The organism is Pseudomonas sp. ABC1 (assembly GCF_013395055.1).
Taxonomy (GTDB): domain Bacteria; phylum Pseudomonadota; class Gammaproteobacteria; order Pseudomonadales; family Pseudomonadaceae; genus Stutzerimonas.
In genome coordinates this window covers 3,276,253-3,297,082 of the sequence record NZ_CP058349.1, presented here as the reverse complement: position 1 = coordinate 3,297,082, position 20,830 = coordinate 3,276,253, and the positions used below count along the sequence as shown (strand labels likewise).

Sequence of the window (20,830 nt, the reverse complement as noted above, 5' to 3'; positions counted from 1 at the left end):
ATGCAGCCGCCAGCCGGACAGGCACACCCGCAACAGGGCGTGCCACCCACCCTGCGCCTGAGCCTGGCCAGCCACCTGGCGCTGACCTACCGCACGGGCAAGCAGCGCATGGTGCGCGAGTACCAGCACCGTGCCGGCCTGGTGTTCGTCTATGACGGCATCAGCGTGCATGGCAAACGCGACAGCGAGCCGATCCGTATCCGCCTGGCCGAAGGCGAACGGCTGATCGCCCGTCAGCCGGCCCTGGAGCAGGCAGCGCGGCAACGGCTGCGCGAGCTGGGCCTGAGCCCGGCGTTGCGCCAGAGCCAGGCGTTGCCCAACGACTCGGCGGAAATGTTCCAGGCCGCCAACGAGGAAGGCTGGCTGCACTTCGTCCAGCACGGCCTGCCCGAACTGCGCCGCGAAGGCTGGCAGATCGAGATACTGCCGGGCTTCCTCTACGACTTCAGCCCAGTGGACGACTGGTACCTGGAGCTTCAACCCTGTGATGGCAGCCCGGTCCATGTCGAACTGGAACTGGGCATCGTCATCGACGGCAAACGCAGCAACCTGCTGCCGCTGCTGATGCGCCTGCTGCAACAGGCGCCAGACCTGCTCAACAGCCGCACCCACAAGAGCAGCGGCGGTCTGCGCCTGCGCCTGGATTCGGGTGCGAACGTGATACTGCCCTTCGCCCGCCTCAACGCCCTGCTGGGCACGCTGGGCGAGCTGTACCTGCCCAACCCGTCGGACAGCAGCAGTCTCAGGCTGCACCGCATCGACCTGCCGCGCATCGCCCAGCTCACCCAGAACGGCCTGCACTGGCAGGGCGAACAACAGGTTCAGGCACGGCTACCGGCCACCTCCAGTAGCAGCGCCCCCAGCGACCTCAATACTGACCTGCGCCCCTACCAGTTGCAGGGCCTGGCCTGGATGAACCGGCTGCGCGAACTGGGCGCGTCGGGCATCCTTGGCGACGACATGGGCCTGGGCAAGACCTTGCAGAGCCTCGCCTACCTGCTGCAGGAAAAGCAGGCTGGCCGCCTGTGCCACCCGGCCCTGGCGATCATGCCCACCAGCCTGATCCCCAACTGGCAGGACGAAGCCCGGCGTTTCACCCCGCAACTGCGTGTGCTCGCCCTGCATGGCAGCGACCGACACCGACACCGCCAGGCACTGGCCGACTACGACCTGCTGCTGAGCACCTACGCGCTGCTCCCGCGTGACATCGACTACCTGCGCGAACAACCGCTGCACCTGCTGATCTTCGACGAAGCGCAGAACCTGAAGAACCCCAGGAGCAAGGCCGCCCTGGCCGCCCAGCAGTTGCAGGCCAACCAGCGCCTGTGCCTGTCGGGCACGCCGGTGGAAAACCACCTGGGCGAACTCTGGTCGCTGTTCCATATCCTCATGCCGGGCTGGCTGGGCGACCTGCGCACCTTCACCCGCAACTACCGCACGCCCATCGAGAAGCAGGGCGATACGTTGCGCCTGGAACAACTGCGCCAGCGCATCGCGCCCTTCCTGCTGCGCCGGCGCAAGGAAGACGTGGTCCACGAACTACCGGCCAAGACCGAGATCGTCCACTGGGTAGAACTCAACGAAGCCCAGCGCGAACGCTACGAACAGGTGCGCGAGGCGATGCAGCAGAAAATCCGCGCCCAGATCGAGCAGAACGGCCTGGCGCGCAGCCAGATCGTCATCCTCGACGCCCTGCTGCGCCTGCGCCAGGTCTGCTGCGACCTGCGCCTGCTCGGCCCCGAGGCGGCAGCTCGGGGCAGCAGCTCGGGAAAACTCGACAGCCTGCTGGAGATGCTCGACGAACTGCTGGCGGAAGGGCACCGGGTGCTGCTGTTCTCACAGTTCACCTCGATGCTGGAACTGGTCGAACAGGCGTTGCACAAACGCGGTATCGACTACCTGAAACTGACCGGCGCGACCCTCGACCGGCGCACACCGGTGGAGCGCTTCCAGGCCGGCGAAGTGCCGCTGTTCCTGATCAGCCTCAAGGCCGGCGGCACCGGCCTCAACCTGACCGCCGCCGACACCGTGATCCACTACGACCCCTGGTGGAACCCGGCAGCGGAGAACCAGGCCAGCGACCGCGCCTACCGCATCGGCCAGGACAAGCCTGTGTTCGTCTACCGGCTGATCACTCGCGGCACCGTCGAGGAACGCATCCGTCAGATGCAACTGGAGAAATCCCGCCTGGCCCAGGCGCTGCTGGGCAACGACGCCGAAGGCAACTGGGCACTGGACGAACAGGAACTGGATGCCCTGTTCGCGCCCCTGTCCAGGCCAATTGCATAAAGCTTTTCAACGTCTTTGCCCGTAGCCTGGTTAAGCGCAGCGAAACCCAGGACATGCGCTCGATGGGTATCGCTGCGCTCCACCCATCCTGCGTGCGGCCCAGGCCGGACGCCTGCTAGCCGATAACGGTAGCGCTGGGCTGCGGCTCGCCGAACAGGCGCCCCGCCACACCGTGGACGCCCATGTCCGCCAGCACCTTCAACTCGCCTTCGGTTTCGACCCGCTCCGCGATCAACGGCAGGTCGATGCTGTTCGCCGCGCGCTGCAAGGCCTCGATGAACAGGCACTTGTCCTGCTCCTGGTCGATCTGGCGGATAAAGCTGCCGTCCACCTTGAGGTAGGCCAGGCCGAGTCGCGACAGGTTGCCGATCATGCTGAAGCGCCCACCGAAGTGCTGCACCCCAAGCTGGCAACCGTGGCCGGCCAACAGTCCGGCCAGCGCGTCGAGGTCGACGTTGGCCTGCAACTGGCTTTCCTCGACTTCCAGGATCAGCTTGCCAGCGGCATTGGAGAGCGGTTGCAACAAGGCGCCAACCAGCTCCAGGTTGCGCAGGGTGCCGGTGGACAGGTTGAGTGCCAGTGGCACGTCGCTGTGTGGCAGCAGTTCGAGTACCTTCTGCACCATCAGCCGATCCAGGCGCTCGCTCCAGCCGAAGCGATTGAGCCACGGCAGGAACTGCCCAGCAGCGATAGGCTCACCACCGGCCCCAAGCAGGCGCGCCAGGACCTTGTGGTGCAACACGGCCGAGGTGTTGCGGGCATCATGGGTCGATTGCAGGTAGAGCGCGACCTGATCCTTCGACAGCGCCTGGTCCAGTCGCTCGAACCAGATATGACGGTCATCGGCCAGCACCTGTCCGCGTTGCCACTCGGCCAGGCTGTAGCGCCCGAGCCCCTGGTTTTCCGCAGAGCACAACGCCTGGTCACCCAGGCGCATCAAGGCCGGCAGCGAATCACCACGCTGGAACGGCACCAGGCCAAGGTGAGCCACGGGCCGTGCAGGCGCTTCGCCGATGGTGTGCAGGTTCTCGATGGCCAGGGCCAGTTCCTCGGCCATCTTCTCCGCTTCGAGTCGCAACAGCCCCGGCATGAACAACGCGAACTCACCGCCACGTACACGCGCCGCCGACAGGCTGCTGTCGTCCTCGGTAGAGGGGCAGACATGCCGCATCTGCTCTGCCAGCGCCGCCAGCAGCCGGTCGGTACGCTCGCCACCGATCTTCTGGTTCAGGCCCGCCAGGTCGCAGATACGGATCAGCAGCAGATAGCCATTGGGCATGTCCGCATCGTCCAGGTGATTCTGCACGTGCATATCGAACGCCCGCCGGTTGGACAGGCCGGTCAAGCCATCCTGATAGGCCTGCACACGCAGTTCCTCGGTGCGCTTGGCCTCTTCCGCGAACAGCGCCTTGAGCTTCTCGACCATCAGGTTCATCGCCTCCACCACCCGGCGAAACTCCGGCGTGGACGGCAGGTCGGGCAGGCTGATGAACTCGCGGCGGGTGATCGCCTGGGACTGCTCGACCATATAGTTCAGCGGGCGCAGTTGGCGGCGCAGCAACCAGGCGCCGAGCAACAGGCTGGAGGCGCTGCACAGCAGCAGCCACAACAGGCTGCCCAGGGTGCTCTTCCACAACCGTGCCAGGGCGAACTGCGGGTGGCTGACCACCTCGACCCGTGCCGCCTGCTCCCAGCCCCGCATCACCACCGCCTCGCCCAGTCCGGGTTGCAGCCGCACCAGGCCGGCGAACCATTCCGGCGCACTGCTCTGCTGGAGATTGGAGACGCGTTCGTCCAGCACCTGGCCGTTCTTCTGATCGATCAGGCGGATGCTGGAGTAATAGCCGCTGTCGAAGATCGAATTGAGCAGCAGCTCGATCATCACCGGATCGTCGATATGAGGCGTCAGCGAAACACCCAGAGCCGTTGCCGCATCCTGAGCATGGGAGCTCAACTGGTTGTTCAACTGCTCGCGAGAACTCTCCAGGTTGACCACGAAGCTGCCGGTGAAAATCAGCAGTGTGAACAGCATGATCCCGACGAGCAGTTGCTTAAATAGAGACATAGTCCTCAATCCTCGATCACGAAACCTTCAGCCCGCATTTTTGTCAGTAGGTCCTGCCAGCGGGACAGGCGCTTGCTATCCCCCACCCGTCGATTGCCTGCCGCACCGGGCAACCACATGCCATCGGCATTGAACGAATACACCGGGACCAGATCGGTGCGCTCGGTGGCCGGCAGGATGTCATCGGTCAGGTTGTCCAGCACCAGGGGCACGCTGCCCGGCGTGGGGTAATACGTCAGGACCATATGCGCCTGGTTGAGGCGGATGGCCTTGACGTAGGTGATCTGCAACTTGCTGCTCGGAATGCCCAACTGGCGCAAGGTGAAGTACTTGGCGATGGCGTAGTCCTCGCAGTCCGCCGCCCCCTTGCGCAGGGCCTCGACGGGCGTCGCCCAGTAATCCGTCTGGCGCCAGATCACCCGGTCATCCTGGAAATCCAGCGTCTTGTTGAAGAACAGGTTGGCACGCTCCAGCGTCGCCTGCTCGGTCTGCGCCTGCCCCTGGCGCAACAGCGCCTGCCAGTCCTCGATCCGCTGCCGTGCCTGTGCCGAAGCAGGGCCATACAGTTGGTCGCTCTGGCGCAGGATGCGGCTGAAGTCCCAGCCAAAGGAAAAACCGACGCACGCGAACAGGACCAGCAGGCAAAGGCACCTGCCAACGAACGTCGTCTTGCCGTACCGTCGCTTCAAGAGCGCGGTACCCGATCAGGGCAACAGGCTGTCATCGTCACCCTGCGGCTCGACCGACTCGCTGAGCGCACGACGCGCCGCCATGCGGCTGTAGAGTTTTTCCTGGGCACCGGAAGGCAGGTCGGTAATGCTGAAAGCGGCTTTGCCCAGCAAGGCGTCGATGACGTCTTCCTGAACCCGCACCATCGACAGATCCTGATCGGCCAGAGAGCGAATGCCCTCATGCCGTGACAGCCACAGGTCGATTTCCGGCGTGGAGGTTTCCACGACTTCGGTCGCCTGCTCGAAAGGCTGTGAAGCGACATGCGCGATCAAGCCTTCGTCATCTCGCTGGATATAAAACATGGCTCTCGCGCCTCGACATGTCAGACCAGACGCACATCCTCGTCCTCGGCAATCAGATTGCCCAGCTCGCTCAGGCTCGCCCGTGTTTCGAAACGGCTGTTCAGCTTCGCCTGGGCCGCTTCCGGCAAGTCGGTGATGCTGATGACGCCCTTGCTGATGAGCACCTGGATAAGGTCCTCCAGCACACGAATCATGTCCAGATCGCTCTGGCGCAAATGCTGAAGACTCTGTTGAATCGCCTTCTGCTGCTGCCAGGCCTGGAGCTCGAAAGTTTTCGCCGTCATTTCCCCGTTCATCTCCGGAAAGGGTTGTTCTTCGACCCGCAGTAGATTGCCCGCGCTATCGCGTTGAACATAAAGCATGGCCGTGTCCTCGATTACAGACGTCCTGACGGAAGAGAGTGCCCCCTGCGGGGCACTCAATTAAACCATCCGGACGAATGGTTAGTCGTCGACTTTCAGGACCTTGCTGTCGATGAGCCCGGAAATGATGTCAGCCGAAGCACTGCCATAACTCGACAGGTCGACATCTACACCTCCGTGTTCCAGCTTGATGCTGGCCACTTCCTGACCCGACTGGTTCTTCACGCTCAGTGTCGAACCACTCACGCTGATCAGGCTGCTCAAGTCGAGCGTAGCACCACCGCTCAGTTCCGCCAGCAGCCCACTGAGGTCGATGGTGTCTCCCTCACTGGCATCGAAGTCGGTGATCCTGTCGTTGCCAGTATCGCCAGCCAGCCACTTGAAGGTATCGGCTCCCGACCCACCGGTCAGGATGTTGTCACCCGAACCACCGATGAGGATGTCGTCGCCGTCACCCCCGATCAGGATGTCGTTGCCCGCACCGCCGATGAGGGTGTCGTCACCGGCGCCACCGCGCAGGATGTCGTCACCATCACCACCGGTCAGCACATCATTGCCCGCGCCGCCGATCAGGTTGTTCAGGCTGTTACCGGAACCATCCAGCACGACGCCTGCGCCACTCTGCTCGAACAGTGTCAGGTCGAAGGTGCCCGAAATCTCCGTGCTCTCGCTGCTGCCGTCTACCGTCTTGGCAGTGAAGCCGATCTGTACGCCGCTCTTGCTGGCGTCCTGATCGATAAGCGAGTCCTTCGCCTGGATGAAGCCCAGGTTGTCCAGGTCGTTCTGACTCAGGCCTGTCAGCGTATAGGTGCCGTTATCGTAGCTCACCTTGTCCGCCGCCACGGCGACGCCATCGATGAAGAAGCTCGCGTAGGTCCCCAATCCGACCAAGGTCAGCACGACCGTTTCGACTGACGCATCGGTGGCATTGGCCGCCTGCCGGTCACGCATGGCCAGGTTCAGGTTCAGGCTGATAATGTCGCCTTCACGCCCGAAGGATTGCTCCACCACTGGCGTATCGGACTCGAAGCCATCGGCCAGCGGCGCCACTTCCAGCGAGAAGGTCGTGCTGTCGACGCGTTGGTTCTCGGCATCCGACTTCTCGCCGCTGAGGACGCTCAGCTTCAGGTCATCCACCGTACCGCTCCAGTTCTGCGGCGCCTGGATGCTGATAGCGGGCAGACCCAGCCCATCCACCGGAATGCTCCAGCTCGTACCGGTGTTGGTCGCCTGGACTTCCTGCCCCGCCGCATCCGTGTAGAACACGATGAAACCATTGGGCAGGTTTTCGATGATGGCCGTATGCACTTGCTCCGAACCGTCCGCATCCAGCAGCTTGCCGGTGATATTCAGGGCGATATGGCTCGTACCGTCCTGGTTCTCATCGCCGGTCACGACACCTTTATTCCCAGGGTTATATGGGTTGGTGTTATCCCCGACGATCGTGAACTCGAAGCCGTTGTTGACCTTTTCCAGTACCACGGCGCCGCTGTCACCCTCGCTGGAAGCCCAACCCTCGGATGTATTCCACTTCGGCGAGCCTTCTTCCTGGCTCTGCACGGCGACTTCGACCTTGAGGCTACCGCTGACATACTGCTGGCCAGCGGCCGGCTTGTACGTCAGGCCGGGAATGGACGTGCTGGTACCGGTCATCAGGGCATCCTGGGTCGCCTGATCCAGCGGCAGGATGTAGCTGCCGTCGGCTTCGGCCACCAAGGCGACACCGTTGTGGTACAGCGTGCCGCCACTGAAGCCGTCACCCTCGGTCAGCTTGATGGTAATGCTGTCGCCCAGCACGGACGGACCGTCCACGCCCCGACCGATATTGATGCTGATGGCCACGTCGGAACCTTCCACCGGTTTGCCGGACGTCGGTGCACCAGCGGCATCGGCAGCCGACAGGGCAACAGTCACGGCAACGCCGTCGGTTTCAGGCGTGATCGGCAGGTTGGCCGGCACTTTCACCACGGTCTGCTCGCCCGTCGACGGCACATTGCCGGCGAAGGTCGCATCGACATCCAGGCCACCGAAGTGGTCGTTCAGGTTCTGCGGCGGCGTGACTTCGACCAGTTTCAGCAACGCTTCCAGCTCTTCGGTGCTCTTCGCGGTTCCGGAGATCAGCCACAGTTCCTCGGCGCCGTCACCGATCTTGGTCGCTGTCAGTGCGTTGCCATCCTGGGTGATGACCGCGCCCGCCGGCAGCTTCAGGCTGAGGGTGAAGTTGACGTCCAGCCCCGCTGGGTTGTTACCGATCTCTGCGTTGAACAGTTGGTCCAGGGTGAACGGCTTGTCTTCCGATGCAGTGAAGGTCTTGTCCTGTTCGAACGTCAGGCTGATATCCGAGCCGACCCCACCACCGACATAGTTCGGCCCCGTCTTGAACTGGAACTGTGCAGTGTCGCTTTCCAGGCCAGAAGCACCGGTATCGCGGCTGAACACTTCGATGCTGACAGTCCCGCTGACATCAGCGACCAACTCGGAGCCTGCAGTGAAGGACACCTGCGCATTGATGGCACCACCATCCACGGTGCTCACGAAGTGCGACAGTTGCGACTGCGTCACTTCGATCAGCCATTTGCCATCATCCAGTTGCCGGGCGACCCCGACGTCCTGGCCATCGATGGTCAGGCCATTGACCAGCAGGCCATCCGGTACGCCAGTAATGATGACCTGGGTAAAGGCCTCGCTACCGTCGATATCCGCGGTGCTCAACTCGATACCGACATTGAACTTGCCCGTGCTCTCCAACGTGACCGTCGGAACAGCAGCCCCCAGGTCCGCAACCAGAGTCGCGCCGTCGGACGTGAAGGCTTCGAGGCTGACCTCGACTGGGTCGGTGACAGGTGCAACCGTGAGCGTATATTCCTGCGCATCGCCGAGCTTGGTCACGGCAGCCACAGTACCGTCACTGGAGACATCGGTGACTTCGTATTTGACCGTGAACGTGAGATCAGGCGCGTCCGATTGGTTGTTGGCCTTGTGCTCCGTAGTCGCCAGCGCCGTCAGCGTGTCAGCCTGCGCAGCATCCAGCACATACCACGCGTCACCATTGGCGTCCGTGGTGGTGGCTACGCCCGACGCAGGGTCATTCAAATCGACACCATTGAGGTACAGCTCAAAGCCCTTGGCGGCGAAGTCTTCCACCTTGATATGCACAGCCGTCAGCGATTCGCTGCTGTCCGGACCACTGACGGACAAGGTGACCTTGGACACCTGGTCCTCGACCAACGTCGCGGCCAGGTTCCCGACCGCTTCGGGAGACGGCGTCACGGTGGCGCTCAGGACGGTCGACGGGCTGGCTTTCCAGTCGCCATCGTTCTCCGTGGTCACCGGCGTTACGGTGATCGACACCGTGCCACTGAAATGCTCCGGCACCTTGATGGTCAAGGCCTTGAGGGCGGCCTCGGAATCTACTTCCCAGACACGGTCAGCACCGGTTCCACCCAGGTAGCGTGCACCTTGAAGACTGAACTCGGCATCCAGGCCGGTGATCTTGAAGGTCAGTTTTTCCGAACCGTCCTGGTCGTTCTGAGTGACCTTTTCGATCAGATCAACCAGCTTGATACGGTCCCCGCCATCCAGATCAGCCTCTGTGTAGGTATGAGCCTGGCCTTTGACGTGGGCATCGTCCGCCACACCGACCACCTTGACCGGCAGCTTCTGCACCGCGCTCCAGCTACCAATGCTGGTAGCGAAACCAGGCAGCGCATCGACCGTCTGGGTTTTCACGTCCAGCGTGAAGTCGACGTTGCTGTTCAGCGGCGGCAGCACGGTCAGCGGAGTGCTCTGCTGGAAGTCATCGATCACCACGGACCAGGTATTGCCACTCTTGGTCACGGTGATGCCCGGAACATTCGTGGTATCGATGGTGATTTCCTGGCCACCGTAGTTCAGCTTGGCACCTGCCGGAATCTTGTCGATGCTGACGTTGAAGGTTTCCGAACTGTCCGAGGTGGACGGACGAATCGACAGGGCGATATCCGTGTCTTCCTTGCCCTGCGCCGGACTGACCGACAACGAGGCGAGGTCGGCATCCGGTGCGATCAGGATACCTTTCAGGTAGCCGGCATCGGAAACGGCCGTGTCCGGCGTTCCCTGGCCTTCGCTGTCGTCATCCCAGTCGTAGGTCTTGGCCTGCACCTTGATATTGAACGTGCCGGCATCGTTCAGCGGAGCCTGGAAGGTCAGGCTGGACAGCTTGTCCAGCGGCACTTCGATCGGCGTGCCGTTGAATACGGCGGAGCCGCCATCCCAGGTCAGGGTGGAGCCGATTGCCAACGTACCGCCCTCGCCTTCGCCTTTGTACGGCGTCAGCAGCGCAGTCGTGACCTCATCGCCATCCTCGTTGACCCATTGGCTCTTGTCCAACAGCCCAACGGTCCCCTGCTTCAATGCAAACGGCTTGTCCTCGGTGCCGATCAGCGTAGCGGCGTAGGTATGGCTGCCTGGCAGGCTCAGGTCTGGCGTGCTGTTGCCATCGGTGTCCGTGCCCGTACGCTCTGCCACCGGGGTAACGGTGATCTCGACCTCCAGTTCGACTGTCTTGGTATCGCTCTTCAAACCCTGGGTCACATCAGGGTTGGTATCCGTCGTGGTGACGAACACCTTGACCGTCGCATCCTTGCTGCTATGGGCTGGTGGCGTGATGGTGAAAGCATCCAGCACGGCCTCGCGCTCCTCCTGAGTCAGCACTTTGCCATTGGCCGCAACATCATTGAACGTGATGGTATAAGTGCTGCCCGTGCCACTGCCCGCGACCGAGTAGCCATTATCCGACACCGTCGGGTTGTCCACAGGAGCCTTGACGACCCAGGTGCTGCCGTTGGCATTGCCTTCGGTCGGAACGGTGAAGGAAACGGAGTCGATCACCTCGCTGCCCGTTCCCTTGTCCGTCACCTCGATGTGCTTCAGGAAGTCGACCGGAGTGTCCTCACGGGTCTCCACATCCCCGGCCGTCACATCGCCAGCGACAGGCGTGACATGCAGGCTCAGGGAAACGGACTTCTGCTCTACCACGGGAGAAGCATTAGAGTCGTTATCACGGTCCTGGACATTCAGGGTGATCTTCACATTCGACATGTCACCGCTGTAGTCCGCCGGAGCCTTGATGGTGAAGGTCGGGTTCTTGTCAGCGGCATTGATTGTGATCTTGTCAGTGCTGCCGATCTTGCCCTCGGCGTTCGCCGTGTAGGTCGCGCCATCGATGGTCACCACAGTGCCTGGAACCAGCCCTTCGAGGCTGTACCAGAACTGCTCGGAGCCATCGACGTCGGTGAATGCCTCCTTCAGTTCATCGGTCAGGTCGAGCACGGTGTCTTCGGCGAAGATGTAGCTGGATTTCTCCAGCGTAAAGGTGAAGTCGGTTTCCGTGACCGCACGCACATCGATCTGCACCGTCTGACTGTTGCTCGCAGGGGTGACACCCGACAGCGGCTTGCCGGTGTCGTCCACCTCGTAGCTCTTGACCTCGACGGACAGCTGGAGGTTTTCGTGACGGTTATCGGCAGGCGTCACCGTGATCGCCTGGTACTCGGCCTCGGTCAGGTAATAGACACCAGGCGTCCCGACAGCAGGGACGTCACTGTGGTGATAGTCAGCGTTGGCTGTCACACCGTTATCGGAAATGACGATGATGATCGTACCGCTGGCGTTACCAGCAGCTTTCAACACGATTTCATCGCCGTTGGCGTCTTTCGTGCTGACCTTGGCACCGTCCAGTTGGGTCATGCTCTTGCCACCGGCGGCGGCCAGGGTCAGGGTAATGGCGCCCAGCAGTTCCGGGTTGTCCGCAACGCCCGCGTGCCGGTCCTCGGTGTCCGCGGATGTCGGCAACTTCAAACCGACGACGACCGCGGTGTCCTCTGGCGTAGAGACGTTAGCGACCGCCTCCAGGTTCGGCGTATCCGCCACAGCCTCGACCTTGACTGTCACCACACCCGAGATGCTATCGCCATTGTCCTTGATGATCTGGTACTTCAGTTGATCGGCGGCAAAACCACCGCCCTGAACCTGGTTGCTGTAGTTGGGTGTCGGCACATAGGTGATGCTGCCATCGGCATGAACCGTGACAGTACCTTGCAGGCCATGCCCCGAAGCGTACACCGTACTTCCATTGCTGCCAGAAGCCCCGGTGAGTGGATCACCGTTCGAATCAAGAATAATGATTTCGCTGGCTGCCACGTCGGCACCGAGTGAGAACGTATTGCCGCCTACGGCAGCGGTACTGTCCTCGACCACCTGGAGCGAGTAGGCCGCCAGTTCGATATCGTCGCCGACACTGACCTTGAATTTGCTGCTTTCCGTGTCGCCATCGCTGTCGCGCGCGGTGAAATCGAAGTTCAGATCGATCGGCAGGAAACGATCGGTATCACTCGGGTCGATCGCGGTATGGTCCAGTGCCCCTTGCAGGGTGAAGGTATAGCGCCCGGTGACCTGATCGATAGTGACGGTGAAGATCGTCTTCCCGCCTGCCGTGGCCGTCAGCGTGTAGCCCTTGCCGCTGGCGATCTCATTAGAAATGCTGTACGTGAGGACAGCACCATTGGACTTCAGCGTCGGCAAGCCCGCCAGGGTATCTGCCGTGAAGTAGGTCGCCTTGCTGGCTCCGGCATCGGCGCCATAGTGGACCCCCAGAGAACCGCTCACAGCCAGTTTGCTGCTGTCTGGCGAAGTACCCGTGGCCAGCGAGGACTCACTCACCGAACTGTCTTCCGGTGCCGTAATGGTCGGGCCGTCATCGAGGAAGGTGAACTTGTCGCCGATCTTCAATGCGTCCGAACGCGCGATATCACCATCGCTGTCTTTCGCGACCGCAGTCAGGGTGATCGCGGAGGAATCGAACGGGGCGCTTTCATCATTGGGGTCCTCGGCATCGCTGTGCTCGACGGCACGCAACTGGGTCAGCGTGACCTTGCCGCTGCTGTCCACGGAAATGGTGAATACAGTCAGGCTACCCGCCTTGCCCTCGACCACACCGTTATTGAGCGACAGCGTGATGTCCGTCTTGCTCAGGCTGTCGACCAGGCCGGTCACGGCACCACTGGCAACGCCCAGCTCATAACCGATGATGCTGGCACCATCCGCACCCTCGATCAGCTCGAAAGCAGACTTGAAGTCTCCCGTCGTGGACGCGCCGGCTACTGTTCCCAGGTCGGTTTCATCGACGGTCAGATCGTTGAGCGCAGCACCCGTGAGTTTGACTTCCGGCACATCATCGACAACCAGGACGCCAAGCTTGCCTGTGGCTGACGAGCTTCCAGTACTGCCGGGCAAAGCACCGGCCTTGAGCTCCAGTGCAAGCTCCCGGAGCAGATCGTTAATACCCGCACCATCGGCATGGGTCTGTTTGCTCGTCAGCTCATAGGTATAGGCAATGTTGCCATTGACCACGACGCCGCCCTGGGTCACAGGGCTGAAGCCCGTCAGGGTCAGGGTGCCATGCCCGGCCACGGTGATGGTGACAGGTGTTCCCGGCAGGCCCTGCAACTGGGCAAGGGTGACTTCCGTCCCGGCGATAGTCACGCTCTGCAGCCCGGTGCTGGACTCGAACTGCAGCGTCCCGCTGGCCTTTTCGCTATCGCCGTCCTTCTCACTGCCACCGTTATCTAGGCCTTTTTCGTAGACCGTGATCTGCCCGTCAACATTGGCACCGTTCTGATCGACCGCCTTGATGCTCGGCTTGTCATAAATCCTGGAGGTCGCAGTATTTTCGCTTCCGACAACGAGGTTCTCGAAACCATTGGCACTGCTGCCATTGACTCCACTGATCGTCACGGTCAGCGGCTCCGACACCTCGACGAGGGTGTCGGTTTTGCTCGTCACCTTAAACGTCTTGACGGACTCACCACCTGTGAAACTGACTGTTGCAGGCAATACGTTGACATCATTGAGGTTCGCCGCATCGCCCGTCCAGACCAGATTGACCACGGCAGTCTTGCCGGTCAGCACAGTGACTGGGTCGCCGTTAGCATCGACCAGACTGACCGTATACGTCAGAGCACCGCCCTCGAAAACGGCTGATTTATCCACGGAGATCTTTGCATACACAGTGTCGATGGTGTCATTGATCGTCGTGCTGACGCCGGTGCTGTCGTAATCCAGCTTCTCGAAGCTGCCAGGAGTGCCCGCATTCGCTTCGCTGATACCTGTGATCGCGTTGGACACCACCTCGTTGTCCACATAGACGTCATCGCCCTGCACCGGCACCGACAGCGTGCCGCTGCTCGCGCCAACCGCGATGGTCACCGTGCCCAGCGTCGTCGTCACCGTCACCGTATTGTTCGCCGTCACCGGATTGCCGCTGGCATCCTTCAGCGTCACGGTGTAGACCAGATCACCCGTGCCTTCATCCGTTACCGTGCGGTCGACGCTCAGTTCCGCCTTCACCGTGTCGACGGTGTCATTGATCGTCGTGCTGACGCCGGTGCTGTCGTAATCCAGCTTCTCGAAGCTGCCAGGAGCGCCCGCATTCGCTTCGCTGATACCTGTGATCGCGTTGGACACCACCTCGTTGTCCACATAGACGTCATCGCCCTGCACCGGCACCGACAGCGTGCCGCTGCTCGCGCCAACCGCGATGGTCACCGTGCCCAGCGTCGTCGTCACCGTCACCGTGTTGTTCGCCGTCACCGGATTGCCGCTGGCATCCTTCAGCGTCACGGTGTAGACCAGGTCACCCGTGCCTTCATTCGTTACCGTGCGGTCGACGCTCAGTTCCGCCTTCACCGTGTCGACGGTGTCATTGATCGTCGTGCTGACGCCGGTGCTGTCGTAATCCAGCTTCTCGAAGCTGCCAGGAGCGCCCGCATTCGCTTCGCTGATACCTGTGATCGCGTTGGACACCACCTCGTTGTCCACATAGACGTCATCGCCCTGCACCGGCACCGACAGCGTGCCGCTGCTCGCGCCAACCGCGATGGTCACCGTACCCAGCGTCGTCGTCACCGTCACCGGATTGTTCGCCGTCACCGGATTGCCGCTGGCATCCTTCAGCGTCACGGTGTAGACCAGGTCACCCGTGCCTTCATTCGTTACCGTGCGGTCGACGCTCAGTTCCGCCTTCACCGTGTCGACGGTGTCATTGATCGTCGTGCTGACGCCGGTGCTGTCGTAATCCAGCTTCTCGAAGCTGCCAGGAGTGCCCGCATTCGCTTCGCTGATACCTGTGATCGCGTTGGACACCACCTCGTTGTCCACATAGACGTCATCGCCCTGCACCGGCACCGACAGCGTGCCGCTGCTCGCGCCAACCGCGATGGTCACCGTGCCCAGCGTCGTCGTCACCGTCACCGTATTGTTCGCCGTCACCGGATTGCCGCTGGCATCCTTCAGCGTCACGGTGTAGACCAGATCACCCGTGCCTTCATCCGTTACCGTGCGGTCGACGCTCAGTTCCGCCTTCACCGTGTCGACGGTGTCATTGATCGTCGTGCTGACGCCGGTGCTGTCGTAATCCAGCTCCTCGAAGCTGCCAGGAGCGCCCGCATTCGCTTCGCTGATACCTGTGATCGCGTTGGACACCACCTCGTTGTCCACATAGACGTCATCGCCCTGCACCGGCACCGACAGCGTGCCGCTGCTCGCGCCAACCGCGATGGTCACCGTGCCCAGCGTCGTCGTCACCGTCACCGTGTTGTTCGCCGTCACCGGATTGCCGCTGGCATCCTTCAGCGTCACGGTGTAGACCAGGTCACCCGTGCCTTCATTCGTTACCGTGCGGTCGACGCTCAGTTCCGCCTTCACCGTGTCGACGGTGTCATTGATCGTCGTGCTGACGCCGGTGCTGTCGTAATCCAGCTTCTCGAAGCTGCCAGGAGCGCCCGCATTCGCTTCGCTGATACCTGTGATCGCGTTGGACACCACCTCGTTGTCCACATAGACGTCATCGCCCTGCACCGGCACCGACAGCGTGCCGCTGCTCGCGCCAACCGCGATGGTCACCGTACCCAGCGTCGTCGTCACCGTCACCGGATTGTTCGCCGTCACCGGATTGCCGCTGGCATCCTTCAGCGTCACGGTGTAGACCAGGTCACCCGTGCCTTCATTCGTTACCGTGCGGTCGACGCTCAGTTCCGCCTTCACCGTGTCGACGGTGTCATTGATCGTCGTGCTGACGCCGGTGCTGTCGTAATCCAGCTTCTCGAAGCTGCCAGGAGCGCCCGCATTCGCTTCGCTGATACCTGTGATCGCGTTGGACACCACCTCGTTGTCCACATAGACGTCATCGCCCTGCACCGGCACCGACAGCGTGCCGCTGCTCGCGCCAACCGCGATGGTCACCGTGCCCAGCGTCGTCGTCACCGTCACCGGATTGTTCGCCGTCACCGGATTGCCGCTGGCATCCTTCAGCGTCACGGTGTAGACCAGGTCACCCGTGCCTTCATCCGTTACCGTGCGGTCGACGCTCAGTTCCGCCGTAACCGTGTCGACGGTGTCATTGATCGTCGTGCTGACGCCGGTGCTGTCGTAATCCAGCTTCTCGAAGCTGCCAGGAGCGCCCGCATTCGCTTCGCTGATACCTGTGATCGCGTTGGACACCACCTCGTTGTCCACATAGACGTCATCGCCCTGCACCGGCACCGACAGCGTGCCGCTGCTCGCGCCAACCGCGATGGTCACCGTACCCAGCGTCGTCGTCACCGTCACCGGATTGTTCGCCGTCACCGGATTGCCGCTGGCATCCTTCAGCGTCACGGTGTAGACCAGGTCACCCGTGCCTTCATTCGTTACCGTGCGGTCGACGCTCAGTTCCGCCTTCACCGTGTCGACGGTGTCATTGATCGTCGTGCTGACGCCGGTGCTGTCGTAATCCAGCTTCTCGAAGCTGCCAGGAGTGCCCGCATTCGCTTCGCTGATACCTGTGATCGCGTTGGACACCACCTCGTTGTCCACATAGACGTCATCGCCCTGCACCGGCACCGACAGCGTGCCGCTGCTCGCGCCAACCGCGATGGTCACCGTGCCCAGCGTCGTCGTCACCGTCACCGTGTTGTTCGCCGTCACCGGATTGCCGCTGGCATCCTTCAGCGTCACGGTGTAGACCAGGTCACCCGTGCCTTCATCCGTTACCGTGCGGTCGACGCTCAGTTCCGCCGTAACCGTGTCGACGGTGTCATTGATCGTCGTGCTGACGCCGGTGCTGTCGTAATCCAGCTTCTCGAAGCTGCCAGGAGCGCCCGCATTCGCTTCGCTGATACCTGTGATCGCGTTGGACACCACCTCGTTGTCCACATAGACGTCATCGCCCTGCACCGGCACCGACAGCGTGCCGCTGCTCGCGCCAACCGCGATGGTCACCGTACCCAGCGTCGTCGTCACCGTCACCGGATTGTTCGCCGTCACCGGATTGCCGCTAGCATCCTTCAGCGTCACGGTGTAGACCAGGTCACCCGTGCCTTCATCCGTTACCGTGCGGTCGACGCTCAGTTCCGCCGTAACCGTGTCGACGGTGTCATTGATCGTCGTGCTGACGCCGGTGCTGTCGTAATCCAGCTTCTCGAAGCTGCCAGGTGCACCCGCATTCGCTTCGCTGATACCTGTGATCGCGTTGGACACCACCTCGTTGTCCACATAGACGTCATCGCCCTGCACCGGCACCGACAGCGTACCGCTGCTCGCGCCAACCGCGATGGTCACCGTGCCCAGCGTCGTCGTCACCGTCACCGGATTGTTCGCCGTCACCGGATTGCCGCTGGCATCCTTCAGCGTCACGGTGTAGACCAGGTCACCCGTGCCTTCATCCGTTACCGTGCGGTCGACGCTCAGTTCCGCCGTCACCGTGTCGATGGTGTCGGTGACCGTCACGGTCGAGGTGTCGCTGGTGTCCAGGCTTTCGAAGTTGTGATTGCCTGGGTCAGTCACGCTGACCACATAGCTCTCGCCATCCACATAAGGGTCGTCCCCTTGAACCGTGAACGGCGTCGAGACGCCCGTGCTGCTGCCCGCCGTGAAGGTGATGGTCGCACCGTTGCTCAGGGTAACGGTGAAGTCGCGATCGGTCGGGTTGCTCAGCGTCGCGCTGATGGTCGCGGTGCCGCTGCCTTCGGCAACGGTGACATCACCCAGCGTCAAGGTCGTGGTGTCTACCGTGTCGTCGACCACGGTATTGGCTGGCGTGCCATCGATGACCAGGCTCTCGAAATTGCCACCTGTCGCATTAGTGATGGTGACGGAGAGGTCTGGCGCGCCATTGTAGATGTCGTTGCCCGTGACATAGTCCACCGTGCCGGTGGTGGCGCCATCAGGAATGGTGATGGTCTGGCCATTGCTCAGGGTAACGGTGACATCGCCCTGGGCCGGATTGGTCAAGGTGGCGGTGTAGGTCACCGTGCCGTTTTCATTGACGTTCGGGGTAGCCGTCAGGGAAACGGTGGTTTCGTCGTTATCATCCACCACAGTGGTGGTCGTGGTACTGGAGGTATCCAGCGAGCTGTAGCTGCCGCCGGTAGTGCCGCCGATACCGACGGTCAGGACTTCGTCACCTTGTATATAGCTGTCGTCGGGCCGGCTGGGGATGGTCACGCTGCCACTGGTTCCACCCACCGGAATCGTCACGACCAGCCCGTTGGTCAGGGTCACCACCAGCGGGCTGCCGACGACCGGACTATTGACCACGACGGTATAGGTGATGGGCTCACCTTCGATGATGCGGTCAGGGGCGATGAGCGTGAGGATGGCGGCGAAGGACGAACCGTTGGTGTCAGGCTCCCCGAGCGTCTCCCGCGCATTGTTGAAGGCGACGGAGATACCTTCCGTCGGGTAACCCGGATCAGCAGCGACACGTTCGCCCGTCAGGTCGAGGACCACGGCCGTGTGGCTACCGCCACCTTCGCCCGCCTCGCCGGTGCCCGTTGCACCCGCCGCGGTGGCCTCAAGGCCTGCGGTCGGATCAGTCGGGTCAGCACCGTCGGCGATGGCCTGCTGCAAGGCTTCGATATCATCTGCCGGCGTACCGGCAGGCTGATCGTCGGAAATACCCGCCACTTCGCCCCAGCGACTGTCGCGCCCGACGTCAAGGGTGCGCCCATCCGGCAATTCAATGGTGATGGCGCCAGTCGAACCAGTCAGGACCTCCTCGCCGGTAAAGAGCCGATCCCCTTCCACCAGCAAGCGGCGGGCACCGTCTGCGGCGACGGCAAAGACTTGTCCTACAACACCTTTAACAACACCAATGATAGCCATGGGTTTCTCCTTGATAACACTCTTAATCTGTAAAGTGCAGCCAGGCCTATATAGCTTTTCTTCAAGAACAGCCAGCACATATCTAGCACAACTATACCCATTCACATCATCTGTATATATGCGCTTTTTTACAACTCACCATCCAGATTTCAGCATCCGTTGCCGCCGCCATTTTGGCCCGTTTTGGCATTTTTCTGACGCCAGAATCACAGCACACCACCTCGGACGCAAAGCCCCGTGGCGACTGGCTTGACGTCATACTTTTGTCACGATCGATACGCATCAAAAATCACCCATGACGCACGCCTGACAACCCAATAACGGCAGGACTAACCCATGCGAACCGAAGAAAGAACATCATTTTAAGCAACACTACTTTTTATAATCTTCAATCCGGAAACGCTATGCAGGATTAGCCACGAGACCTACCATAATGAAGAGTATTCCCTCGCCAGCATTTCATTGCCGGGAAATAGCGATATAAAACCGGAAGTTATCTGTAACATCCAAAAGGAACTCCTCACATGAAATTCCAGCGCCGCCTTGCAGCCGCCTCCATCATGCTCGCCATGTCAGGCATCACGTCAGCGGAAGACCTGCCCAGCGCCATTCAGCAGGCTCTCAACTATCACCCTGAAGTGAGCCGCTCTATAAACAGTCGCTACGTCGCAGAAAAAGAACTGCGCGCAGTGAAAGGCGGCTACCTGCCATCCGTCACGTTGAGCGCGGGCACAGGTCGCGAGGGCACCGACAGCCCTTCTACCCGCAGTGGCGGGAATCACTGGAGAAACCTGCATCGCAGCGAAGGCAGCATCAACCTGAACCAGATGCTCTTCGACGGCTTCGCGACGCCGAATGAAGTCGGCCGCATGAAGGCCACCGTCAATTCGCGCGCCTGGTCGGTACTGGGCACCAGCGAAAACACCGCCCTGCGCGCCGTCGAGGTCTATCTGGACGTGCTGCAGCGCCAGGAATTCGTACGGCTCGCCAGCGACAACCTCAAGAGCCACGAGCGCATCTTCGACCAGATCCGCCTGCGCACCGAACGCGGCGTAGGCCGCCTGGCCGACCTTGACCAGGCCGAAGCCCGACTGGCACAAGCCCGCAACAACCTGTTGACGGAAGAAACCAACCTGACCGATGCCAAAACCAACTACTTCAGCGTGACCGGCTCGCTGCCCGACGCCCTGGCCACCCCGGCACCGCTGAGCGCGCACCTGCCAGACAACCTGGTTGATGCCCAGCGCATCATGGTCACCACCAACCCGCTTCTGAAATCTGCCGAAGCGGACATCGAAGCCACCGAGCGTCAGTACGCCACGGCCAAGTCCACCTACTACCCGCGCTTCGACGCGCAACTGTCGCGTTCCGCTGATAACAACCTCGACGGCACCGAAGGCCACGTCAACGAGTGGCAAGCGATGGTCCGCATGAACTACACCCTGTTCCAGGGGGGTTCCAACAAGGCGACCCTGGAAGCGCGCTCCTACCAGATCAACGAAGCGCTGGATGTACGCAACAACGCCCTGCGCCAGCTCAACGAAGAACTGGCCCTGGGTTACTCCGCACTGGACAACGCACGCCGCCAACTGCCGATCGCCAAGGACTACGCCGACCGCTCGCTGAAAGTCCGCGACGCCTACCAGAAGCAGTTCGCCCTCGGCGAGCGTACCCTGCTGGACTTGCTGGACAGCGAGAACGAGCTGTTCACCGCACAGCGTCGCTATACCGAAGTGAAGTACATCGAACTCTTCACTCAGTACCGTATCCTGGGCACCACGGGTGAGCTGCTGAAGAGCCAGTCGGTCGTGGCACCGATGGCCAGCACCGCGCTCAGCGACAGCAAGACCAGAGTCGATCTGCCCGGTCTGAACTGATCGCCCCAGTGCTATGATGGAAAA

At 61.6% G+C, this 20,830-nt stretch carries 7 protein-coding genes; 2 read left to right on the top strand and 5 right to left on the bottom strand.

Going from position 1 to position 20,830, the window contains the following annotated elements:
- A complete protein-coding gene (locus HW090_RS14420) occupies window positions 1-2,289 on the top strand; it encodes a DEAD/DEAH box helicase (protein WP_179114167.1) in 2,289 nt (762 codons plus the stop codon).
- A gap of 115 nt (window positions 2,290-2,404) precedes the next feature.
- Here HW090_RS14420 and HW090_RS14415 read toward each other — a convergent pair whose 3' ends face one another.
- The 5 genes from HW090_RS14415 to HW090_RS14395 form a co-directional block, all read right to left on the bottom strand.
- Window positions 2,405-4,354, bottom strand: coding sequence for an EAL domain-containing protein (locus tag HW090_RS14415; protein WP_179114166.1), 1,950 nt, complete (start codon window positions 4,352-4,354; stop codon window positions 2,405-2,407).
- A gap of 5 nt (window positions 4,355-4,359) precedes the next feature.
- Window positions 4,360-4,995 (bottom strand): cysteine protease LapG, encoded by a 636-nt coding sequence (gene lapG, locus HW090_RS14410; RefSeq protein ID WP_373416399.1) that lies wholly within the window; start codon window positions 4,993-4,995, stop codon window positions 4,360-4,362.
- Between the two features lie 63 nt (window positions 4,996-5,058).
- Window positions 5,059-5,388, bottom strand: a complete 330-nt coding sequence (locus tag HW090_RS14405) for a tryptophan synthase subunit beta (protein WP_179114164.1) — start codon at window positions 5,386-5,388, stop codon at window positions 5,059-5,061.
- A gap of 20 nt (window positions 5,389-5,408) precedes the next feature.
- Window positions 5,409-5,750, bottom strand: a complete 342-nt coding sequence (locus tag HW090_RS14400; RefSeq protein WP_179114163.1) for a tryptophan synthase subunit beta — start codon at window positions 5,748-5,750, stop codon at window positions 5,409-5,411.
- A gap of 81 nt (window positions 5,751-5,831) precedes the next feature.
- Entirely contained in the window at window positions 5,832-18,929 is a 13,098-nt protein-coding gene (locus tag HW090_RS14395) for a retention module-containing protein (RefSeq protein ID WP_179114162.1), read from the bottom strand.
- Window positions 18,930-19,453: 524 nt separating this feature from the next.
- Here HW090_RS14395 and HW090_RS14390 point away from each other — a divergent pair.
- Window positions 19,454-20,806, top strand: a complete 1,353-nt coding sequence (locus HW090_RS14390; protein WP_373416350.1) for a TolC family outer membrane protein — start codon at window positions 19,454-19,456, stop codon at window positions 20,804-20,806.
- The last annotated feature ends 24 nt before the right edge of the window (window positions 20,807-20,830 follow it).